13 protein-coding genes and 1 pseudogene are annotated in these 17,891 nt (G+C 62.4%); 3 read left to right on the top strand and 11 right to left on the bottom strand.

All coding sequences use genetic code 11. The features are described from left to right. Positions 1–35 precede the first annotated feature (35 nt). Together LY631_RS15045 and LY631_RS15050 are read left to right on the top strand one after the other, a co-directional pair. On the top strand, positions 36–1,886 hold the full coding sequence (locus tag LY631_RS15045; RefSeq protein WP_274426404.1) for a feruloyl-CoA synthase: 1,851 nt from the start codon (positions 36–38) through the stop codon (positions 1,884–1,886). Between the two features lie 27 nt (positions 1,887–1,913). After that, a complete protein-coding gene (locus LY631_RS15050; protein WP_274426405.1) occupies positions 1,914–2,675 on the top strand; it encodes an SDR family NAD(P)-dependent oxidoreductase in 762 nt (253 codons plus the stop codon). 24 nt (positions 2,676–2,699) lie between these two features. Here the strand turns inward: LY631_RS15050 and LY631_RS15055 are convergent, their stop codons facing one another. From LY631_RS15055 to LY631_RS15070, 4 genes are all read right to left on the bottom strand, one after another. Next, on the bottom strand, positions 2,700–4,013 hold the full coding sequence (locus tag LY631_RS15055) for a TRAP transporter large permease (RefSeq protein ID WP_274426406.1): 1,314 nt from the start codon (positions 4,011–4,013) through the stop codon (positions 2,700–2,702). A gap of 5 nt (positions 4,014–4,018) precedes the next feature. Next, the gene (locus tag LY631_RS15060) at positions 4,019–4,543 is read right to left on the bottom strand and encodes a TRAP transporter small permease (protein WP_274426407.1); all 525 of its coding nucleotides are present in this window, start codon (positions 4,541–4,543) and stop codon (positions 4,019–4,021) included. Between the two features lie 64 nt (positions 4,544–4,607). Further along, positions 4,608–5,579 (bottom strand): TRAP transporter substrate-binding protein, encoded by a 972-nt coding sequence (locus tag LY631_RS15065; RefSeq protein WP_274426408.1) that lies wholly within the window; start codon positions 5,577–5,579, stop codon positions 4,608–4,610. 60 nt (positions 5,580–5,639) lie between these two features. Next, a complete protein-coding gene (locus LY631_RS15070; RefSeq protein ID WP_274426409.1) occupies positions 5,640–6,914 on the bottom strand; it encodes an NAD(P)/FAD-dependent oxidoreductase in 1,275 nt (424 codons plus the stop codon). Positions 6,915–7,148: 234 nt separating this feature from the next. Between LY631_RS15070 and LY631_RS15075 the strand changes: the two genes are divergently transcribed. Then, entirely contained in the window at positions 7,149–7,862 is a 714-nt protein-coding gene (locus LY631_RS15075; protein ID WP_274426410.1) for an aspartate/glutamate racemase family protein, read from the top strand. On the opposite strand, the gene cysG is transcribed toward LY631_RS15075, so the two are convergent. The 7 genes and pseudogenes from cysG to LY631_RS15110 form a co-directional block, all read right to left on the bottom strand. Further along, complete coding sequence (gene cysG, locus LY631_RS15080) at positions 7,853–9,310, bottom strand: siroheme synthase CysG (RefSeq protein WP_274426411.1); 1,458 nt, start codon at positions 9,308–9,310, stop codon at positions 7,853–7,855. The genes LY631_RS15075 and cysG overlap by 10 nt on opposite strands. Further along, positions 9,279–11,990, bottom strand: a complete 2,712-nt coding sequence (locus tag LY631_RS15085) for a nitrate reductase (protein WP_274426412.1) — start codon at positions 11,988–11,990, stop codon at positions 9,279–9,281. Before LY631_RS15085 ends, cysG begins: the two co-directional genes overlap by 32 nt. Before the next feature lie 19 nt (positions 11,991–12,009). Beyond that, positions 12,010–12,120, bottom strand: a pseudogene (locus LY631_RS15090) (formate/nitrite transporter family protein); the annotation flags it as partial. 55 nt (positions 12,121–12,175) lie between these two features. Further along, positions 12,176–12,511 (bottom strand): nitrite reductase small subunit NirD, encoded by a 336-nt coding sequence (nirD, locus tag LY631_RS15095; protein WP_274426413.1) that lies wholly within the window; start codon positions 12,509–12,511, stop codon positions 12,176–12,178. A 5-nt stretch (positions 12,512–12,516) separates the two neighbouring features. Continuing rightward, positions 12,517–14,964, bottom strand: coding sequence for a nitrite reductase large subunit NirB (gene nirB, locus LY631_RS15100; RefSeq protein WP_274426414.1), 2,448 nt, complete (start codon positions 14,962–14,964; stop codon positions 12,517–12,519). Positions 14,965–14,992: 28 nt separating this feature from the next. Then, positions 14,993–16,270: an MFS transporter gene (locus LY631_RS15105; protein WP_274426415.1), complete on the bottom strand. Its 1,278-nt coding sequence runs from the start codon at positions 16,268–16,270 to the stop codon at positions 14,993–14,995. Positions 16,271–16,654: 384 nt separating this feature from the next. Further along, on the bottom strand, positions 16,655–17,887 hold the full coding sequence (locus tag LY631_RS15110; protein WP_274426416.1) for a CmpA/NrtA family ABC transporter substrate-binding protein: 1,233 nt from the start codon (positions 17,885–17,887) through the stop codon (positions 16,655–16,657). Positions 17,888–17,891 lie beyond the last annotated feature (4 nt).

Raw genomic sequence — 17,891 nt, forward strand, 5'->3', positions numbered from 1 at the left:
GAGAGAAAAACGCGTGGCTTCTTAGGGAGGATCTGATGAGGCATGCCGTTCCAGGCGCCAAAGGCCAGGCGCCCGTTCGTCCAGTGCGATGCTGGACGCCGAAGATCGATGTCCGCCACGGGCAGAACGGCAGCATCTATATCGAGCAATCTGATCCGCTGCCGGACTATCCTGAACGTATTGCCGACATGCTCCAGCATTGGGCGCGGCACGCGCCTGACAGGACGTTGTTTGCCGATCGCGGCCCTGATGGAGAATGGCGCCGGCTGAGCTATGTCGATGCGCTTGAAAAGGCACGGCGGCTTGGCCAATTTCTGATGGACTGCGGGCTTTCGTCGTCCGCGCCACTTGCCATCCTTTCGGGAAACGATCTGGAGCACGCACTGCTGAGCCTGGCGGCCGTCTATATCGGCATTCCTTATGCAGCTATCTCGCCTGCCTATTCACTGCTTTCGGACGATTTCACGCGGCTGCGCGAAACCTTCGGCGCCATCCGCCCCGGACTGGTTTTTGCCAGTGATGCGGAACGTTTTGGGCCGGCGATCGACACGGTGGCGCCGGAAATCGCGCGCCTTTACACGAAGGGTGCGCGCACTCCTGAGGAGAATTTCAGCCAGGCGCTTGCAACTGATCCCTCGCCGGCCGTTGACGAGGCCTGCCGGGCCGTCACGGGCGATACGATCGCAAAATTCCTGTTCACATCCGGCTCGACGGGATCGCCGAAGGCTGTCATCAACTCCAACCGCATGATCTGCTCAAACCAGACCATGGTTCGGGAGACTTATACCTACTTCAAGGATGAGCCCCCGATGCTCGTCGACTGGGCCCCTTGGCATCACACAGCTGGCGGCAACAAGCTTTTCTACATGCCACTTTTCAATGGCGGAACGCTCTACATCGATGACGGGCGGCCGACACGAAAGGACATTGAAATGACGGTACGCAATCTGAAGGAAATCGCCCCGACCTGGTACTTCAATGTCCCAAAGGGTTATGAAGTCCTGATCCCGCATCTGGAAGCAGATGCCGAACTCCGGAAAAACTTCTTCAAGGATCTCAAAATGCTCTGGTACGCGGGGGCGGGTATGGCCCAACATACCTGGGACGCGCTTGAGCGGCTGGCCGCCGAGACGACCGGCGAACGGGTGCTGCTCGGCACAGGCCTCGGTGCAACAGAGACGGCGCCGGCCGCGCTGATGTGCACTTGGCCGCAGGAGCAGGCAGGGAATATCGGACTGCCCTGCAAAGGAGTCTCGCTCAAGCTGGTACCCTTTGACGGAAAGCTGGACACCCGTCTCAAAGGCCCGAACATAACGCCGAGCTACTGGAATGCTCCGGAGGTCACTGTCGAAGCCTTCGATGAGGAGGGCTATTATCGTCTCGGTGACGCGCTGCGTTTCGCGGATCCTGACGACCTGACAGCCGGGTTCTTCTTTGACGGGCGTACGGCGGAAAACTTCAAGCTGGATACCGGCACCTGGGTCAGCACGGGAGCGCTGAGAACCGGGTTCATCAACTACTTTGGCGAGGTGGTGCGGGAAGTGGCAATCGCGGGCGCGGATCGGCCCTATATTGGCGCACTGGTGTTTCCGGATACCGATCGTCTTTCGCAGCTTGCCGGTGTCGATTCCGCACAGGATCCCAACGCCCTTTTCACCCACCCTGCCGTGCGTGCGCATTTCCAGGAAAAGCTGAAAGGTCTCGCGGCCAACAATACCGGCTCTTCCACACGGATAAAGCGCATGATTTTCGTTGATCCGCCTCCATCGATGGATCGGGGCGAGATGACCGATAAGGGTTCGGTCAATCAGCGTGCAGTCCTGCGCAACCGGCATGAATGGGTGGAAGAGCTCTATACAGGTTCGGATCGCGTCATTGAGATCTGACCTGCGGCGAAGGAACGGAGAGAAAATATGAAGCCGGAAGGCATTGTGGCGGTGGTAACCGGAGGCGGCTCTGGATTGGGCGAGGCGACCGCCCGTGCCCTTGGCCGCCGCGGCGCGCGCGTGGCGATCATCGATCTCGATGCCGACCGCGCAGAAGCGGTGGCTGCCGATCTCGGCGGGCTTGCGATTGCCTGCGACATCTCGGATGGCGAGCAGGGCGAGGCCGCTTTTGAAAGCATTTCGACGGAACTCGGAACGCCGCGCGTTCTGGTAAATTGCGCAGGCATTGCGACGGCCGGGCGCACTGTCGGTAAGGAGGGCGCACATTCGCTCGCGCTTTTTCGCAGAACGATTGAGGTCAATCTGATCGGCACCTTTAATATGATCCGCCTCTTCGCGGCCCTCGCTCAGGAGGGCGAGCCGGAGGAAGGCGGCGAGCGCGGCGTGATCGTCAACACCGCCTCGGTGGCCGCCTTCGACGGGCAGATCGGGCAGGCCGCTTATTCGGCGAGCAAGGGCGGTATCGTGGGAATGACACTCCCGATTGCGCGCGATCTGTCTCGGGCAGGCATCCGCGTTGTCAGCATTGCCCCCGGAATCTTCCGCACTCCCATGCTCGATAATCTGCCGGCCGAAGCACAAGAATCGCTCGGAGCACAAGTGCCGTTCCCCTCGCGTCTGGGCGAACCGAAGGAATATGCGGCGCTGGCGTGCCATATCGTGGAGAACCAGATGCTCAATGGCGAGACGATCCGGCTCGATGGAGCCATCAGGATGGCACCGAAGTAGCCGAGTTCAGACGCGGCAGACGGTTCAACCCCCGCCCACCTGCCGCATATTATCCGGCAGCCATGTTGCGATGTCCGGAACGGCGATAAGCAGAAACACCATCGCGATCATCATAACGAACATCGGCAGAGCGGCGCGGGCGATGTAATTCATTTCGTGCCCCGTCATGCCCTGGAGCACGAAAAGGTTGAAACCGATGGGCGGCGTGATCTGCGCCATCTCGACAACCACGACAATGAATATGCCGAACCAGATGATGTCGATGCCCGCCTGGCGGATCATCGGCTCCACCACGGCGATGGTGAGCACGACGGCCGAAATGCCATCGAGGAAGCACCCGATGATGATGTAGAAGACCAGCAGCATCATCAACAATTCGAATCGCGAAAGCCCGAGCGAATCGATCCATTCCGCCGCTGCGCGGGGCAGACCGGTGAAACCCATGGATAGCGACAGGAACGCTGCGCCCGCAAGGATTAGGGCGATCATCGCGGACGTGTGTGTCGCACCGATGAGACTTTCGGTGAAGCTGCGCCAGGTTAGCGAGCCCTGCGCCGCGGCAAGTGCCAATGCGCCCATCACGCCGATGGCGGCCGCCTCCGTCGCCGTTGCCAGCCCGAGATACATCGAGCCGATCACGACAATGATAAGAAGAAGAACCGGGATGAGAAAGCGCGAATTGCGCAAACGCTCGTTAAAGGTCATCGGCGGCTCGGGAAGCGGTCGATAGCTTGGGCGGAACTTGGACATCGCTGCGACATAGAGCATGAAGAGCGCCGCCAGGATAATACCGGGCAGTATCCCGGCGATGAAAAGCTTGGTAATCGATTCGTTGATGGCGACGCCATAGACGATCAGCGTGAGCGAAGGTGGGATCATGAGCCCCAGCGTTGCCGCACCGGCGAGCGTGCCGATAACCATATTTTCCGGATATTTGCGCCGCCGAAGCTCCGGGATGGACATCTTGCCGACGGTCGTCAGCGTCGCGGCGGACGAGCCGGCAACGGCGGCGAATATCGTGGAGCCGACGATATTGGTGTGCAGCAATCCGCCGGGCAATCGCGCCATCCATGGCGCGAGCCCGCGAAACATATCTTCGGACAAGCGCGTACGAAACAGGATTTCGCCCATCCAGATAAACAGCGGCAGGGCCGTGAGCGTCCAGGACGAAGCTGAACGCCAGATGACGGTCGCCATCGCGTCCCCCACGGGCCGAAGCGTGAAAAGTTCCATGCCGACCCAGGCGACGCCGAGCAATGCCAGTCCGACCCAAACGCCGCTGCCGAGCAACAGGAAAAGGACGAACAAAAAGATGGCGATGCCATAGAAGGTTTCCAAAGGTCTTACTCCGCCGCGGTCTGCTCGAACGGTGCCTTCCGGATGTTGTCAGTTCCCGTGAAGATCAGCGTCACGAGATTATCCAGAAAGCAGATCGCGAGCAGAATGGCGCCGATCGCCATGGGCATTTGAGGGATCCAAAGCGGGGTCGCATCCTGTCCCTGGCTGACGTCGCCCAGCCTATAGGACCAGTAGACAGTCTTCACCGTGTACCAGGCGAGATAGGAAGAGATGAGGGTGCCAAGCGCCAAGCCCCATAGCTCGGCCCAGAAGCGCCGCTTGGCGAGCATGGAGATCAACAGGGTGACGCGGATGTGTGCGCCGGTGTTCAGCGCGCTTGCGAACGCAAAAAACGAGGCTGCCGCCATCAGGTAACCGGCGTACTGGGTTGAACCCGGAAATTGCGTTCCAGTCCAGCGCGCCAGCATTTGCAGCACGATGATCAGGAGTATCAGGATGAGGCAGAACGCGGCAATCAGCGCTGCGCCGCGATAGAGCGCGTCCAGCGTGCGCCTGAAGGTAGATATCATGATCCCCTCGAGCTTTACGAACGGACCGGCACGTGCCGGTCCGTCGTCAGATCGCAAACAACTTCTACTCGGCCCGGTAGGCTTCAATGATAGCCTGACCATCCTCGCCAGCTGCTTCGATCCACTCTTCGGTCATGGTTTCACCGAAACCGGCGAACTCTTCCCTGAGCTGATCGGAAGGGTCGCCGACCTCCATCCCGTTTTCCGCCAGGGTCTCAAGATAGCCCGCGGTGAGCTCTGCCGCTTTTGCAGTGCCTTCGGCTCCAGCCTCGGCGCCGCAATCCAAGATGGCTTGCTGGGTGTCGGCGTCAAGCGCCTCGAATGCGTCCTTGTTGGCGAAAACGACATTGCGCGGCAACCACGCCCGGACATCGTAGAAATGAGTCAGGCTCTCCCAGACCTTCGAGTCCACACCGGTGGAGCCGGATGAAATGAAGGCATCGGCAACGCCGGTGGCAAGCGCGTGGCTGAGTTCAGCAGCCTCGATCTGAACGGGCACCATTCCGGCAAGCTCGGCTATCCGGGAGGTGGCGGCGTTGTAAGCGCGGAACTTGATGCCGCTCAAATCCTCGACCGAGTCGACCTCCTTGTTGACATAAAGTCCCTGAGGCGGCCACGGCACTGAATAGATATAGACCAGGTTCTGATCTTCGAGCACCGAGTTGATCGTGTCTTCCGCCACGGCCCAGAGTCTGTCAGAGTCCTCGAAGGAGGTAGCCAGGAATGGCACCGAGTCGATGCCAAACAGCGGGTTTTCGTTAGCGTGCGCGGAGATCAGACGCTCCCCGATCGGCGCCTGCCCTGTCTGCACGGCGCGCTTGATATCGTTGCCGGCAAACAGCGAACCGTTGGCGTGGGTGATGATTTCCAGGCTGTTTTCGGTGGCGTCGGCCACACACTGCGCGAACAGCTCGCCATTCTCGGTGTGATAGTTGCTCGCCGGATAGGCCATCGGCATGTCCCACGTCTCGGCATGGGCTAACGTGGTAGTGCCGGCCATAGCCGTCACGGCGAGAAGCGTTGCAGTGTATCTCATGAGGTCATTCTCCCATTGTTGCAGTGTTCACTGTCAATTGTTCCCCAACGTAGACCCCTCTCATTGAAAACGAGAAGGAGCATAGGGGGCAAGGTCTAGATTGGGCCTTTGCCCAGAAACGAGTTGCGCCAATATCCGCCCTGTCTTTGGTCCACCTGTCAAGCCGACATGGTGGTGCCCGAAGCCGAGAAAAACGCCTTTGACACCGGGAATCTCACCAATTACCGGAATGGAATCCGCCGGCGCGGGCCTGTGCCCCATCCATTCGGTTTCGTGTTTCCAGGTGATGCCCGGCAGTGCAGCCTCTACGCTTCGCATGAGAAGCTTTATCGGCGCGGTGGAAGGCTTTGCCGCCAGGCCGCCGAACTCAACAACCCCGGCCAGGCGTAACCGGCCTTCCATCGGTGTCATGACGAATTTCTCCGCCGCGACCATGCACGGCGCGCGCGGCATCGTGCTCGGCTCCCAAAGCTCCACATGATATCCGCGCTCGCTTTCGAGCGGTACATCGAGGCCCAGCTTCCGGCACAGCGGTTTCGACCATGCACCGGTGGCCAGAACGACGGCGGAACAGCCGAGAGTCTCGCCACCGATGCGCAGGCCGACGATCCCTTCACCGTCCCGCACGAAATCGCTTACCTCACCACGGATCAGATCCCCTCCGTTGGCGAGCACATGGGAAGCAAGGGCCTTAACATACCGGCCGGGATCCGTGATCGTCCCATGTCCGCCCAGCCGTGCGGCGAAGCCGAAGCGGGCGCCGAGCGAGGGATCGTAGGCGTGCAGAGCCTCACGTTCCAGTTCCTCCCAGGAGAAGCCGTGCCTATCTCGCAAGCTCCAGCCAAAGGCATCATTCTTGAATTGTGCGGGACTATCGTAGACAAAAACGTAGTCCGATGGCTTCAGCCATTTCTCCGCCCCGGTGCCATCGGAAAGCGCTTGATGATCGGCGAGGCTGTCACCGACGATCGCCGCAAGGGCGGATGCAATGCGCGATGCCTCCTCCACCGTGCAATGGGAAAGATAGCGCCTCAGCCACGGAGCAAGACGCGGCAGATAAGACCACTTCAGGTATAGAGGCTGGCGGGGAGAAAAAAGCATGCGCGGTGCCTTGCGCACGAGCCCCGGTACGGTGATCGGCACGATGGAAGACGAGGCCAGCACGCCGCCATTGCCGTAGCTTGTCCCTTCACCCGGTTCACCACGGTCGACAAGAACGACCCGATGGCCTTCCCTTTGCAGCCAAATCGCCGCCGAAACGCCGACAATACCCGCGCCGACAACGGCAACAGGCGGCTTCTCTCGACCTTTCGGATTTCTTTTTTCTTTCGGCATTCACCCCTCACCCAACCCATGCCGATACCGGGACAGCTTTGTCAAGCCGATGCGATACGGCGATGAACACCGGTTTTGCCGACGGCTGCATCATGAGATAATAACTTCACGGGGTCGGCGGCACAGATCAATTGACTGCTGCAGCCACAGGATTGGAGTTGCACGGCAACGCTGCGCTATGCTCGCCTATCATGTATGCAAGTATTTGTTATCAATGCCAGCCTGTGAGGAACTATGCGCGTAAGGGGAGGCAAGCCGATCTATGGCGCTGCAGTCGGCATCCTGATGCTGGACGCGCATTTCCCGCGGATTCCTGGCGATATGGGCAATGCCACCACGTGGCCGTTTCCAGTCCACTATAAGGTCGTCAGATCCGCCACGCCAGATCGCGTCGTGCGCAGAGGCGCGGAAGGCCTCCTCGACCACTTTATCTCCGCCGCGCATGAGCTTGTAGCCGACGGTGTCGACGGCGTGACCACAAATTGCGGTTTCCTGTCGCTCTACCAGCGCGAGCTTGCCGATGCCGTCGACGTACCTGTGGCCACGTCTTCCTTGATGCAGGTGGAGATGGTGAACCGGCTTTTGCCGGCGGGCAAACGCGCGGGTATCCTGACGATTTCCGGTTCGACACTGACGCCCCTGCATCTGGAGCGGGCCGGCGTTCCGCCCGGAACGCCGGTGGGCACCACCGAGGGAGGCCGTGAGTTCACAAACGCTATTCTGAACAACGCCGATGAGCTGGATGTCGAGGCTGCCCGCCAGGACAATATCGAAGCCGCACGCGCTCTTGCAGGCAAAAATCCCGATCTTGGCGCAATCGTCCTCGAATGTACCAACATGGTGCCCTATGCCGCCGATATCCGCACTGCGACAGGCCTTCCGGTCTTTTCGATCGAGACGTTCGTGCGCTGGTTTCAGTCGGCACTCGTCCCCCGCACTTATGCATAGGCTTTCTCGGCCCGCGCCTCCTCGGCTGCCTCGAACATTTTTCCAACGCCGATCAGCACCGGCTCACGGGTATCCTCCGGCGCGACCACGTTTCCCAGATCGTGGAGGCGGCAATACCGAATGCGTTGGCCCGGCCGTCCGATAGCGGCGGCAACGACAGCGGACGTTTCGCCTGAAAGCCCGTGCGCCATCAGCCTGACCGCAATGCGACCCGCCGTCCGAGCTCCCATATAGAATATCGTCGTTGCACGAGGATCAGCCATGCGGGCCCAATCAAGATCTTCGGGCAGGCCGCCATTCTTCGAATGACCAGTCACAAAGCATGCGAACCTCGCATGGTCGCGGTGCGTCAACGAAATACCCGCCGCGGCTGCCAGCGCCAGGCCAGCCGTGATGCCGGGCACAACGTCGAAGGAAATACCGTGCGCCTGAAGCGCTGCGATCTCCTCGCCGGCTCGACCGAAGATCATGGGATCGCCCGACTTTAGTCTTACCACCCGCTTGCCTTCTCCGGCGAGACGGACCATGAGCGCGCTGATGTCATGCTGACGGCAACTCGGCCGCCCGGCACGCTTTCCTACGCAAATGCGCCTGGCTTCCCGACGGGCAAACTCCAGAACCTCGTCGCAAACCAGGTCATCGAAAAGAATCACATCGGCCGCCTGCAGCGCGCGCGCCGCCTTGATGGTCAAAAGTTCCGCCTCCCCTGGACCAGCCCCTGCGAAGGTGACATGGCCGGTTTCGCCGGCCTCGTTTGAGACGATTTCATCGACAATCCGCTCCGCCTGCACGGCCTCGGCGTCGCCCGCTGGACCGGCGAAGGCGCGATCCACCAGGGCTTCCCAGAAGGCACGCCGCTGCCGACCCGGCGCGAGCCGGTCAAGCACCTGCGGCCGCAGCCTCTGCGCCAATGCCGCCCACCCGGACAGCCATGAAGGAAGCAGTGTCTCAATCCTGCGTCGAACGGCCTGGCCCAGAATGGGAGCCGCTCCCGATGTCGATATCCCGACGACGAGCGGAGAACGATTTACGATCGAGCCGAACTGGAAGGAACAGAAGTCCGGACGGTCGATAACATTGCAGGGTACACCCGCCCGAACGGCAGCCGTGGCGAAACGCGCGGCTTCTGCGCCGTCGGCCGCGTCTGCGATTGCCAGCGCCATTCCGTCGAAGGTTTCGCCCGACCATTTGCGACGATAATGGACGACTCGTCCATTCGGGTGGCCGGCAAGGCGTTTCATCTCATCCCCGATCTCGCCGCTTGTCGAGAAAACGTGGACCCGGGCACCTGCCGCAACCAACAGTTCCGCTTTCCAGGCCGCTGCGTCGGTACCGCCGGCCACCAGCACCGGCTTTCCGTCGAGTTCGAAGAAAACCGGCAGCACAGAAAGCCGCGCCATGCGCGGTGGCGCGGTCTCACTCGGCGGCCGCTTCAAGGCGATAGGCATCGATCAATCCTTTGATCTCGGCGCGGCATGAGCCGCAGTTGGTGCCGGCTTTCAGCGTCTTGCCGACGGCAGCCAAGCTGGTGCAGCCGGCGCGGACGGCGCCGGCGATCTGGTTGGCGCCGACGCCGAAGCAAGAGCAGACGACGGCGCCGGGGTCTGGCCGGTCGGCCCCTGCCCTGCCAGCGATGACGCGGTTGCGGGAGCGGGGATCGGAGTGTGGTTGGCTTAGCTGCTCGACGGCGAAGCCGCGCGACGCGACGACGGGGGTTCGTGAAAGGTAGAGGGCGCCGAGGAGCCGCTCGCCGTTGAAGGCGGCCATGCGATGGCTGCCTTGGCGCGTGTCGTGATAGGCGATGATCTCTACGCCGCTTGGGGCGAGTGACAGGAGCCGGCGTAGCAGCGCTTCGGGAGCGTCCAGCGGCCTGCCGTCGGCAAGCTCAAGGCGCCAGCCGCCCTTGCTGCGCGCCAGCGCCCAGTAGTCGAGCCTGTCGGTGGCGGGACGCGAAGCGCAGACGGCGAAACCGTAGTATTCGGCTTCGAAACGGGTGAGGCGGACGGCGACGTTTTTTGAGGCGGGTTGGCCGGAAAGAGAATCGGTGACCGGCGGCACCAGCGCGTCAACGCGGCCGCGGGCGGAAAACTGATCGGTCCAGTGCATGGGCACGAAGACGGAGCCGGGGCGCTGGCGGGACGTGACGAGTGCGCGCACGAGGACAGCGCCGTGGCCGCTTGACACCCGCACCAGTTCGGCCTCGCGGATACGCAAGCGCGCGGCGTCGTGGGGGTGAATCTCGACATAGGGCTCGGCCATATGGCCAGAGAGCCGGGCGCTCTTGGCCGTTCGGGTCATGGTGTGCCAGTGGTCGCGCACGCGGCCGGTGTTAAGAATCATAGGGTAGTCGCCGTCAGTCACGCGTCGTGCCTGCGGCGAGACGGGGATGAAGCGGGCGCGGCGGTCGGGGGTGTAGAAGTTGCCATTGGCGAAGAAGCGGGAGGTGCTTTCTTCGCTGAGCTTTGCCGAAGGGCCGAGGGGGTTGGTGGTGATGGGCGCTGGCCATTGAAACGGCTGCAAGTTCGCGTATGCGCGCGCATCGACCCCTGCATAGGCGCTGATATCGAAGTCGCGCGTGCCGTCGTTTTCCAATGCCGAGAGCGCGGCGTGCTCGCGGAAGATCTCGGCCGTGTCCGCATAGGCGAAGGCTTGCGCGAACCCCATGCGCCGCGCCACCTCGACGATCTGCCACCAGTCCGGCCGCGCCTCGCCCGGCGGCGGGAGGAAGGCGCGCTGTCGCGAGATGCGGCGCTCGGAATTCGTTACCGTCCCATCCTTCTCGCCCCAACCCGTGGACGGCAGCTTCACATGAGCATGGCGCAGCGTGTCGGTCTCGGCAGTGATATCGGAGACGACGACCAGGGGGCAAGTCTTGAGCGCCGCCTCCACGGCGTCCGCGTCGGGCAACGAGTCGGCGGGGTTGGTGGCCATGATCCATAGCGCCTTGATGCGCCCGTCGGCGACAGCCTTGAACATGTCGACGGCCTTAAGGCCGGGCTTTTCCGCCATGCGCGGGGCGCGCCAGAAGCGCTGCACAGAATTGCGGTGGAGGCCGTTCTCCAGGTCCATGTGGGCGGCCAGCATGTTGGCGAGCCCGCCGACCTCGCGCCCGCCCATGGCGTTGGGCTGACCTGTGACGGAGAATGGCCCCATCCCCGGCTGGCCGATGCGGCCGGTGGCCAGATGACAGTTGAGGATGGCGTTGACCTTATCGGTGCCGAAAGCGGACTGGTTGACGCCCTGGCTGTAGACGGTGACGGTGCGTTCGCGGTCGATGAAGAGCCGGTAGAACGTCTCGAGTTCGTGCGGCTGGAGGCCGGTGGATACAGCTACTTCTTCTATCGTCAGATGCTCGGCAACGGCCAAGGCCTGTTCAAAACCGGTTGTATGCTTTTCGACGTAATCTCCCTGAACAACACCGTTTTCCGCGATGTAGCGCAACAGGCCGGCGAAGAGCGCCACATCTCCGTCCGGCTCGATTGCCAGGTGCAGGTCGGCGATGTCTGCGGTCATGGTGCGGCGCGGGTCTATGAGGACAACCTCCATCCCGGGGCGATTTTCCTTAGCGGCGGCCAGCCGCTGGTAGAGCACGGGATGGCACCAGGCGAGGTTGGAGCCGGTCAGAACGACCAGATCGGCAAGCTCCAAGTCCTCGTAGGTGCCCGGCACGGTGTCGGAGCCGAAGGCACGGCGATGACCGGCAACGGAAGACGCCATACAGAGGCGCGAGTTGGTGTCGATGTTGGCCGAGCCGATGAACCCTTTCATCAATTTGTTGGCGACGTAATAATCCTCCGTGAGCAACTGGCCCGAGACATAGAAGGCGACCGAATCCGGCCCGTGCTCGGCGATCGCCGCCGCGAACTCCTGCGCCACCAGATTGAGCGCGGTGTCCCAGCCCGCGCGGCGACCTTCAATCTCCGGGTAAAGCAACCTGTCCTCGAGGCCGATGGTTTCGGCGAGCGCCGAGCCTTTCGAGCAGAGTCGGCCGAAATTGGCCGGGTGTTCGGGATCCCCCTTGATCGAGACCGAGCCATCAGGCTGCTGCGTCGCAATCACGCCGCAACCAACCCCACAATAGGGGCAAGCGGTGTTTATGGCGGGATTGGCCGTGTGGTTCACGGTCATATCAACTATTCCGCGGGCGAGCGGCTGCCATGAAGGCCCGGATCAAGGTGTCCCTTGTCGACGTGAGGACCTTCGCCTCACCGGCGTCGATCATCTTGGTAACGAATTCCATGGGTACGATGTCTGCCATTGTCTTTGTCTCCTGGGTTGGAGGAAGTGAAGCCATTCGCGGCACGCGTTCGGGGCTACTCCGCCGCCACGGCCATCATCATGGAGGCGTCCATCAATATCCGTTCGCCGTCACTCTTGAGCGCGAAGGTGCGTACCGCGCCTTCGTCGGCCCCCTGTGCCAGGCCGGTTTCCAGCGAAAACACCCAGTTGTGCAGCGGGCAGGTGACTTGCGCGCCATGAACGATGCCCTGGCTCAAGGGGCCGCCCTGGTGCGGACACCGATCCTCAATAGCGTAAACCTCGTCGGTGCCAGTGCGGAAGACGGCGATCCGCCCCATAGGTGTATTGACGCAGCGCGCCCCGCGCGGCGGGATGTCGTCGAGTTTGCCGATCTCGATCCAGTCGCTCATCGCGTTCACTCCGCTGCCTGTGGGAAGCCCAGTTCGGCCATGGGCTTGAATTCGTGCTTGTCCTTGCCCGAGACGCGTTCGGACCACGGATCGACCTGCGCGAATTTCTGGGAGAACACGAAGCGGTCGTAGTAGGCGTTGCGCTTTTCCTTATTCTCAAGGATCTGGCGGCGAACCTCGTCGTAGCCGATGCGCTTGGCCCATTTGTAGATGCGCTCCAGATAGTGTCCCTGCTCGCGGTACATCTGCGTCAGTGCCACGATCACCTCCAGCGCCTCGTCCTCGGTCTTCACCAGCCCGAGCTTCTCGGTTCCCTTGATGTCAAGGCCGGCGGCACCGGCAAAGTGGATCTCGTAACCGGAGTCCACGCAGATGACGCCGACGTCCTTGCAGGTCGCCTCCGCACAGTTTCGCGGGCAGCCTGAGACCGCCATCTTGACCTTGGCGGGCGTCCACGAACCCCACATGAACTTTTCGATGCGGATGCCGAGACCGGTCGAATCCTGCGTGCCGAAGCGGCACCAATCCGAGCCGACGCAAGTCTTCACCGTGCGCAGGCCCTTGGCATAAGCGTGGCCGGAGACGAAGCCGGCCTTGCCGAGGTCTTCCCAGACCGCCGGCAGGTCCTCTTTCTTGATGCCCAGCATATCGATCCGCTGGCCACCGGTGACCTTGACGGTTCGGATGTTGAACTTGTCGACCACGTCGGCGATGGCGCGCAGTTCTGTCGACGAAGTGACACCGCCCCACATGCGCGGGACAACCGAATACGTACCGTCCTTCTGGATATTGGCGTGCACGCGCTCGTTGATGAAGCGCGACTGGTAGTCGTCTGCGTATTCATCCGGCCAGTCGGCCACGAGATAGTAGTTCAGGGCCGGGCGGCACTTGGCACACCCGCAGGAAGTTTTCCACTCCAGCTCCTGCATGACGGCGGGGATGGTCTTCAGCCCCTTCGCCTTAATAAGGCGGCGCACATCATCATGGCCGAGATCCGTGCAACCGCACATCGGCTGGACAGCGGCGGGGTTATAGGTATCGCCGAGTGTTAGCGCCATGAGCTGTTCGACCAGCCCGGTGCAGGTGCCGCAGGAATTGGAAGCCTTTGTGTGGGCGCGCACGTCATCGAGTGACGTCAGGCCTTTCTCGGTGATCGTGCCGACGATCTTTCCCTTGCATACGCCGTTACAGCCGCAGATCTCTGCATCATCCGACAAGGCTGCAACGGCCGCCATAGGGTCCAGCTGACCCCCTCCCTGATAGGCCTGGCCGAAAATGAGGGTGTCGCGCATCTCGGCAACGTCAGTGCCCTTCTTGAGCATGTCGAAAAACCAGGAGCCGTCGGTGGTCTCGCCGTAGAGGACGGCGCCGAGAATGCGGTTTTCTTTCAAAACGAGGCGCTTGTAGATACCTGCGCTCGCATCGCGCAGCACGATCTCCTCGCGGTCTTCCGCCTCGGCAAAGTCGCCGGCGGAGTATAGATTGACGCCGGTCACCTTGAGCTGCGTCGCCGTCTCCACCGGGCGGAAAGCCGCGTCCTGCTTGACGAGAGTCTTCGCCGCGACCTTGGCCATGTCGTAGAGCGGCGCGACGAGGCCGTAGCAGACATTTTCATGTTCGACGCACTCCCCGACAGACAGAATATCCGGGTCGGAGGTCACCATCTGGTCGTTGATGACGATGCCGCGCTCCACATAGAGCCCGGAATCAACCGCGATGCGGGTCTCCGGCCGAATGCCAACGGCCATGACCACGAGGTCAGCCGGATAGATTGTGCCGTCTTCGAGCAGCACTGCTTCGGCGCGATTTTCGCCAAGGATCGCCTTGGTCTGCGCCTTGCAATGGATCTTTATCCCACGGCCTTCCAATTCCTTCTGCAGGAGATAGCCGGCGGCGGGGTCGAGCTGGCGCTCCATCAGGTGACCCATCAGGTGCAGCACCACCACCTCCATGCCGCGCGAGCGTAAGGCGGCCGCCGCCTCCAAGCCCAACAGGCCGCCGCCTATGACAACTGCCTTGGCGCCGGGGCTCCCGGCAGCCGCCGTCATGGCGTTGACGTCGTCAAGGTCGCGAAAGGCCATGACGCCGGGCAGATCCTTGCCGGCGACGGGGATAATGAAGGGCGCGGAGCCGGTGGCGATCACCAGCTTGTCGTAGGACATCTCGCCCTCGGCCGAGGAGACCGTCTTGGCTTTGCGGTCGATCTTCGTCACCGTTTCGCCGAAGCGGCAGTCGACGCCGTTCGCCGCGTACCAATCGGCATTGTGGGTAACGATCTCGTCATAGGTCTTTTCGCCGGCCAGCACTGGCGAGAGCATAATGCGGTTGTAGTTGCCACGCGGTTCGGCACCGTAGAGGGTTACGTCGAAGGCAGCGGGAGCGGCCTCGAACAGGTGCTCGAGCATGCGCCCAGAGGCCATTCCGGCACCGATGACGACGAGTTTCTGGGTCATGAGTGTCGTTTCCTTTCTCAGACAGCTTTCAGGCCGGCTGCATTTCGGCGCGCCGCTCCATCCGGCGGATGGCGAGGTGCATCCAGGCGAGCGACACAGCGATAATGACGAACAGCGCCATGAAACAGCTCGTCCACAGGCCGGTGACGTCGTTGAGGTAGCCGAAGAGCAACGGCAGGATGAAACCGCCGAGCCCGCCGATCATGCCCACGAGACCGCCCACAGCGCCCACATTTTCTGGGTAGTAGACGGGGATGTGCTTATAGACGGCGGCCTTGCCGAGGCTCATGAAGAAGCCGAGCACGAAGATGAGAACGACGAAAGCCCAAGGCCCCACCTCGAAATGGAAGGTCTTGGGACCGTCAATGCCCTGCACCACATAGTCGGCCGCCGGGATCGACAGGATAGCCGTGCAGACAGCCGAGACCGCGAAGGTGCAGTACATGACCGTGCGCGCGCCGGCCTTATCCGACAGCGCGCCGCCATAGGCGCGGAAGACGGAGGCGGGAATGGAATAGGCGGCGCCAATCATGCCGGCGGTGGCAATGTCGAAGCCGTAGGCGCCGATGAGATAGCGCGGCAGCCACAGGGCAAGCGCAACGAAGGCGCCGAAGACGAAGAAGTAGTAGAGCGCGAAGCGCCACACCTGGAGGTTTTTTAGCGGTTCGAACTCCGAGGCGAAGCTGCGGCGGCGCATCCGGCCGGAGCGCTGGGCTCGGATCACCGGATCGTCGCCGGTGGTGAACCAGAAGACGACGGCCATGACGACGAGCGCGGCCGCCCAGACCTGCGCCACAGCTTCCCAGCCCCAGGCTACGAGCACCAGGGGGGCGAGGAACTTAGTCACCGCCGCGCCGACATTGCCGACGCCGAAGATGCCGAGCGCGGTGCCCTGCTTCTCAGCCCCATAGAAGCGTGAGACATAGGCCACGCCCACAGCGAAGGAACCACCGGCGATGCCCACGCCGAGGGCGGCGACGAGCATCATTACATAGGTGTGCGCGAAGGAGAGAAGGAAGGTAGCGAGGGCCGAGGCCAGCATGGTGGCAGTGTAGACGAGGCGACCACCGTTGCGGTCGGTCCAGATGCCGAGCGCCAAGCGCACCAGCGACCCGGTAAGGATCGGCGTGCCGACGAGCAGCCCGAACTGGGTCTCCGAGAGCCCCAGGTCGTCCTTGATGCGCACGCCAATGATGGAGAAGATCGTCCACACGGCGAAGCAGACCGTGAAGGCGACGGTGGACATGGTAAGCGCCCGGCCCGGCGTGGTGTCTTGCGTTGGTGCGGCTGGCTGTGATGCGGTCATCGGCTACTCCATTCCAACTGCTCGTGCATCGCGCGAAGTTTCGTTGCTGCAAAAAGAAAAGCTGCCGGCCAGTTATCGCCCGCCCGCGGTCACGGCGGCGATCTCTGATCGGCAGCTTTGCCCGAGCGCCCTTCATTGGACGCTTTCTGTTGGTGTCCCCTCTGGACCCGCTATAACCAATGCATGTTGCGTGCCAACTTAGCAGAGGGAATTAAAATCCTTTTATTTCAATGGGTTGAAAAAGAGTTGCGGAGCGAGGCTGCGGCATGGCCGGTAGGGTCGCTGTCTAATGTTGCAGCGCAGCGTATAATTTTTAGGCAACTATCGCACTTGCCTGAATTTTAGGCGATATGCCGACGAACCCTCTTAGCGCCGCGTCGACAATCAGTCCCCGGTGCCAGCAGACCTCTGGCCGGCGATATAGCTGTCCAGTTCTGTCGGGTCGAACACGGCGCCGTCAAAGAAGCCGTCGGGGCCGAGGATCAGCCGGCCGGAGGTCGCGCCGACGGGTGTCGGTGCCTTCAATGCGCCTTCCACCTTCATACTGGCGGAGGGCAGTGCTGCGCCGAGGGGCCCGAGGGCGGTGCGGTAAATGTCGGGGCGGAAGGAGGCCCGCGCCTTCTCCGCGTTCGCCTCGCCGTGGGGAACCTGCCCCCAGCGGACCATCTGCGAGTAAAACCACAGCGCATGGCTCTGCCATGGGAAGGTCGCCGCCTTCTCCACCGGCAGGAAGAAATCGGCGAAGCGGTGGATACCATTCCCCGTCTCCAATCGCCCGTCAAGCGCGCCGAGGAGGAGCTTCGCCGGCTGTCCGAGATAGGCTTCGGCGGAAAGGATCACGGCCATTTCCTCGTGGTTCTCCGCCTGACCGCACCAGGCGGCCGCGCGGTAGAGCGCGCGCAGCAGGCGGGCGAGCGTCTCGCTGTGCGCGGCGGCCCAGTCGGCGCGGACGCCAAGCACCTTTTCCGGGCTCGATCTCCAGATGGCCGCCTTGACCGTGGCTATGCGGGCGTGGCCTGCCGCCACGGCCACGCTGTTCCACGGCTCGCCGACGCAGAAGCCGTCGATGCGGCCGGCGGCCATCGCGTCGGCCGTCAGCGGCGGCGGCACGACCGTGATGTCGACGTCGCGCTCGGGATCGATGCCGCACGCGGCGAGCCAGTAGCGCAGCTCGAAATTGTGCCCCGAATGGGGGTGGACGACGCCGAAGCGCAGCCGGTCGCTCCCCCGCCCTCGCCGGTCTTCGATGACGTTCCTGAGCGCGATCCCCACTGCCGCCGGATTGTCCGGACCTTTCGCGCCGGTTCTCTCCATCGCCTGCCACAGGGCGTTGCTAACGGTGACGGCATTGCCGCCGAGGCCGAGCGCCAGTGGTGCAATGAGGTCGAGCCGCATCGGCGTCAGGCGGAGATTGGCGGCGATGGGCATGGGCGCCAGCATGTGTGCCACCTCGAAATGGCCGACGGCGATGCGATCCCGGATGCTCGCCCAGGAGCTTTCGCGCACCAGCGTCAGGTCGACGCCCTCGGCCGCCGCAAACCCCTTCTCGCGCGCCGCCACCAGGATGGCACTGTCAGTGAGCGGCAAGAAACCGGCGGTGATGTGATGTTCGCTCATTACG

It is taken from the genome of Chelativorans sp. YIM 93263 (genome assembly GCF_028767125.1).
Lineage (GTDB): Bacteria > Pseudomonadota > Alphaproteobacteria > Rhizobiales > Rhizobiaceae > Chelativorans.

Excerpts from the sequence above, each read along its gene's own strand:
- LY631_RS15045 (WP_274426404.1), top strand. The coding sequence starts at position 36 with ATGAGGCATGCCGTTCCAGGCGCCAAAGGCCAGGCGCCCGTTCGTCCA.
- LY631_RS15050 (WP_274426405.1), top strand. The coding sequence starts at position 1,914 with ATGAAGCCGGAAGGCATTGTGGCGGTGGTAACCGGAGGCGGCTCTGGA.
- LY631_RS15060 (WP_274426407.1), bottom strand. The coding sequence starts at position 4,543 with ATGATATCTACCTTCAGGCGCACGCTGGACGCGCTCTATCGCGGCGCA.
- LY631_RS15065 (WP_274426408.1), bottom strand. The coding sequence starts at position 5,579 with ATGAGATACACTGCAACGCTTCTCGCCGTGACGGCTATGGCCGGCACT.
- LY631_RS15070 (WP_274426409.1), bottom strand. The coding sequence starts at position 6,914 with ATGCCGAAAGAAAAAAGAAATCCGAAAGGTCGAGAGAAGCCGCCTGTT.
- LY631_RS15075 (WP_274426410.1), top strand. The coding sequence starts at position 7,149 with ATGCGCGTAAGGGGAGGCAAGCCGATCTATGGCGCTGCAGTCGGCATC.
- cysG (WP_274426411.1), bottom strand. The coding sequence starts at position 9,310 with ATGCCTATCGCCTTGAAGCGGCCGCCGAGTGAGACCGCGCCACCGCGC.
- LY631_RS15085 (WP_274426412.1), bottom strand. The coding sequence starts at position 11,990 with ATGACCGTGAACCACACGGCCAATCCCGCCATAAACACCGCTTGCCCC.
- nirD (WP_274426413.1), bottom strand. The coding sequence starts at position 12,511 with ATGAGCGACTGGATCGAGATCGGCAAACTCGACGACATCCCGCCGCGC.
- nirB (WP_274426414.1), bottom strand. The coding sequence starts at position 14,964 with ATGACCCAGAAACTCGTCGTCATCGGTGCCGGAATGGCCTCTGGGCGC.
- LY631_RS15105 (WP_274426415.1), bottom strand. The coding sequence starts at position 16,270 with ATGACCGCATCACAGCCAGCCGCACCAACGCAAGACACCACGCCGGGC.
- LY631_RS15110 (WP_274426416.1), bottom strand. The coding sequence starts at position 17,887 with ATGAGCGAACATCACATCACCGCCGGTTTCTTGCCGCTCACTGACAGT.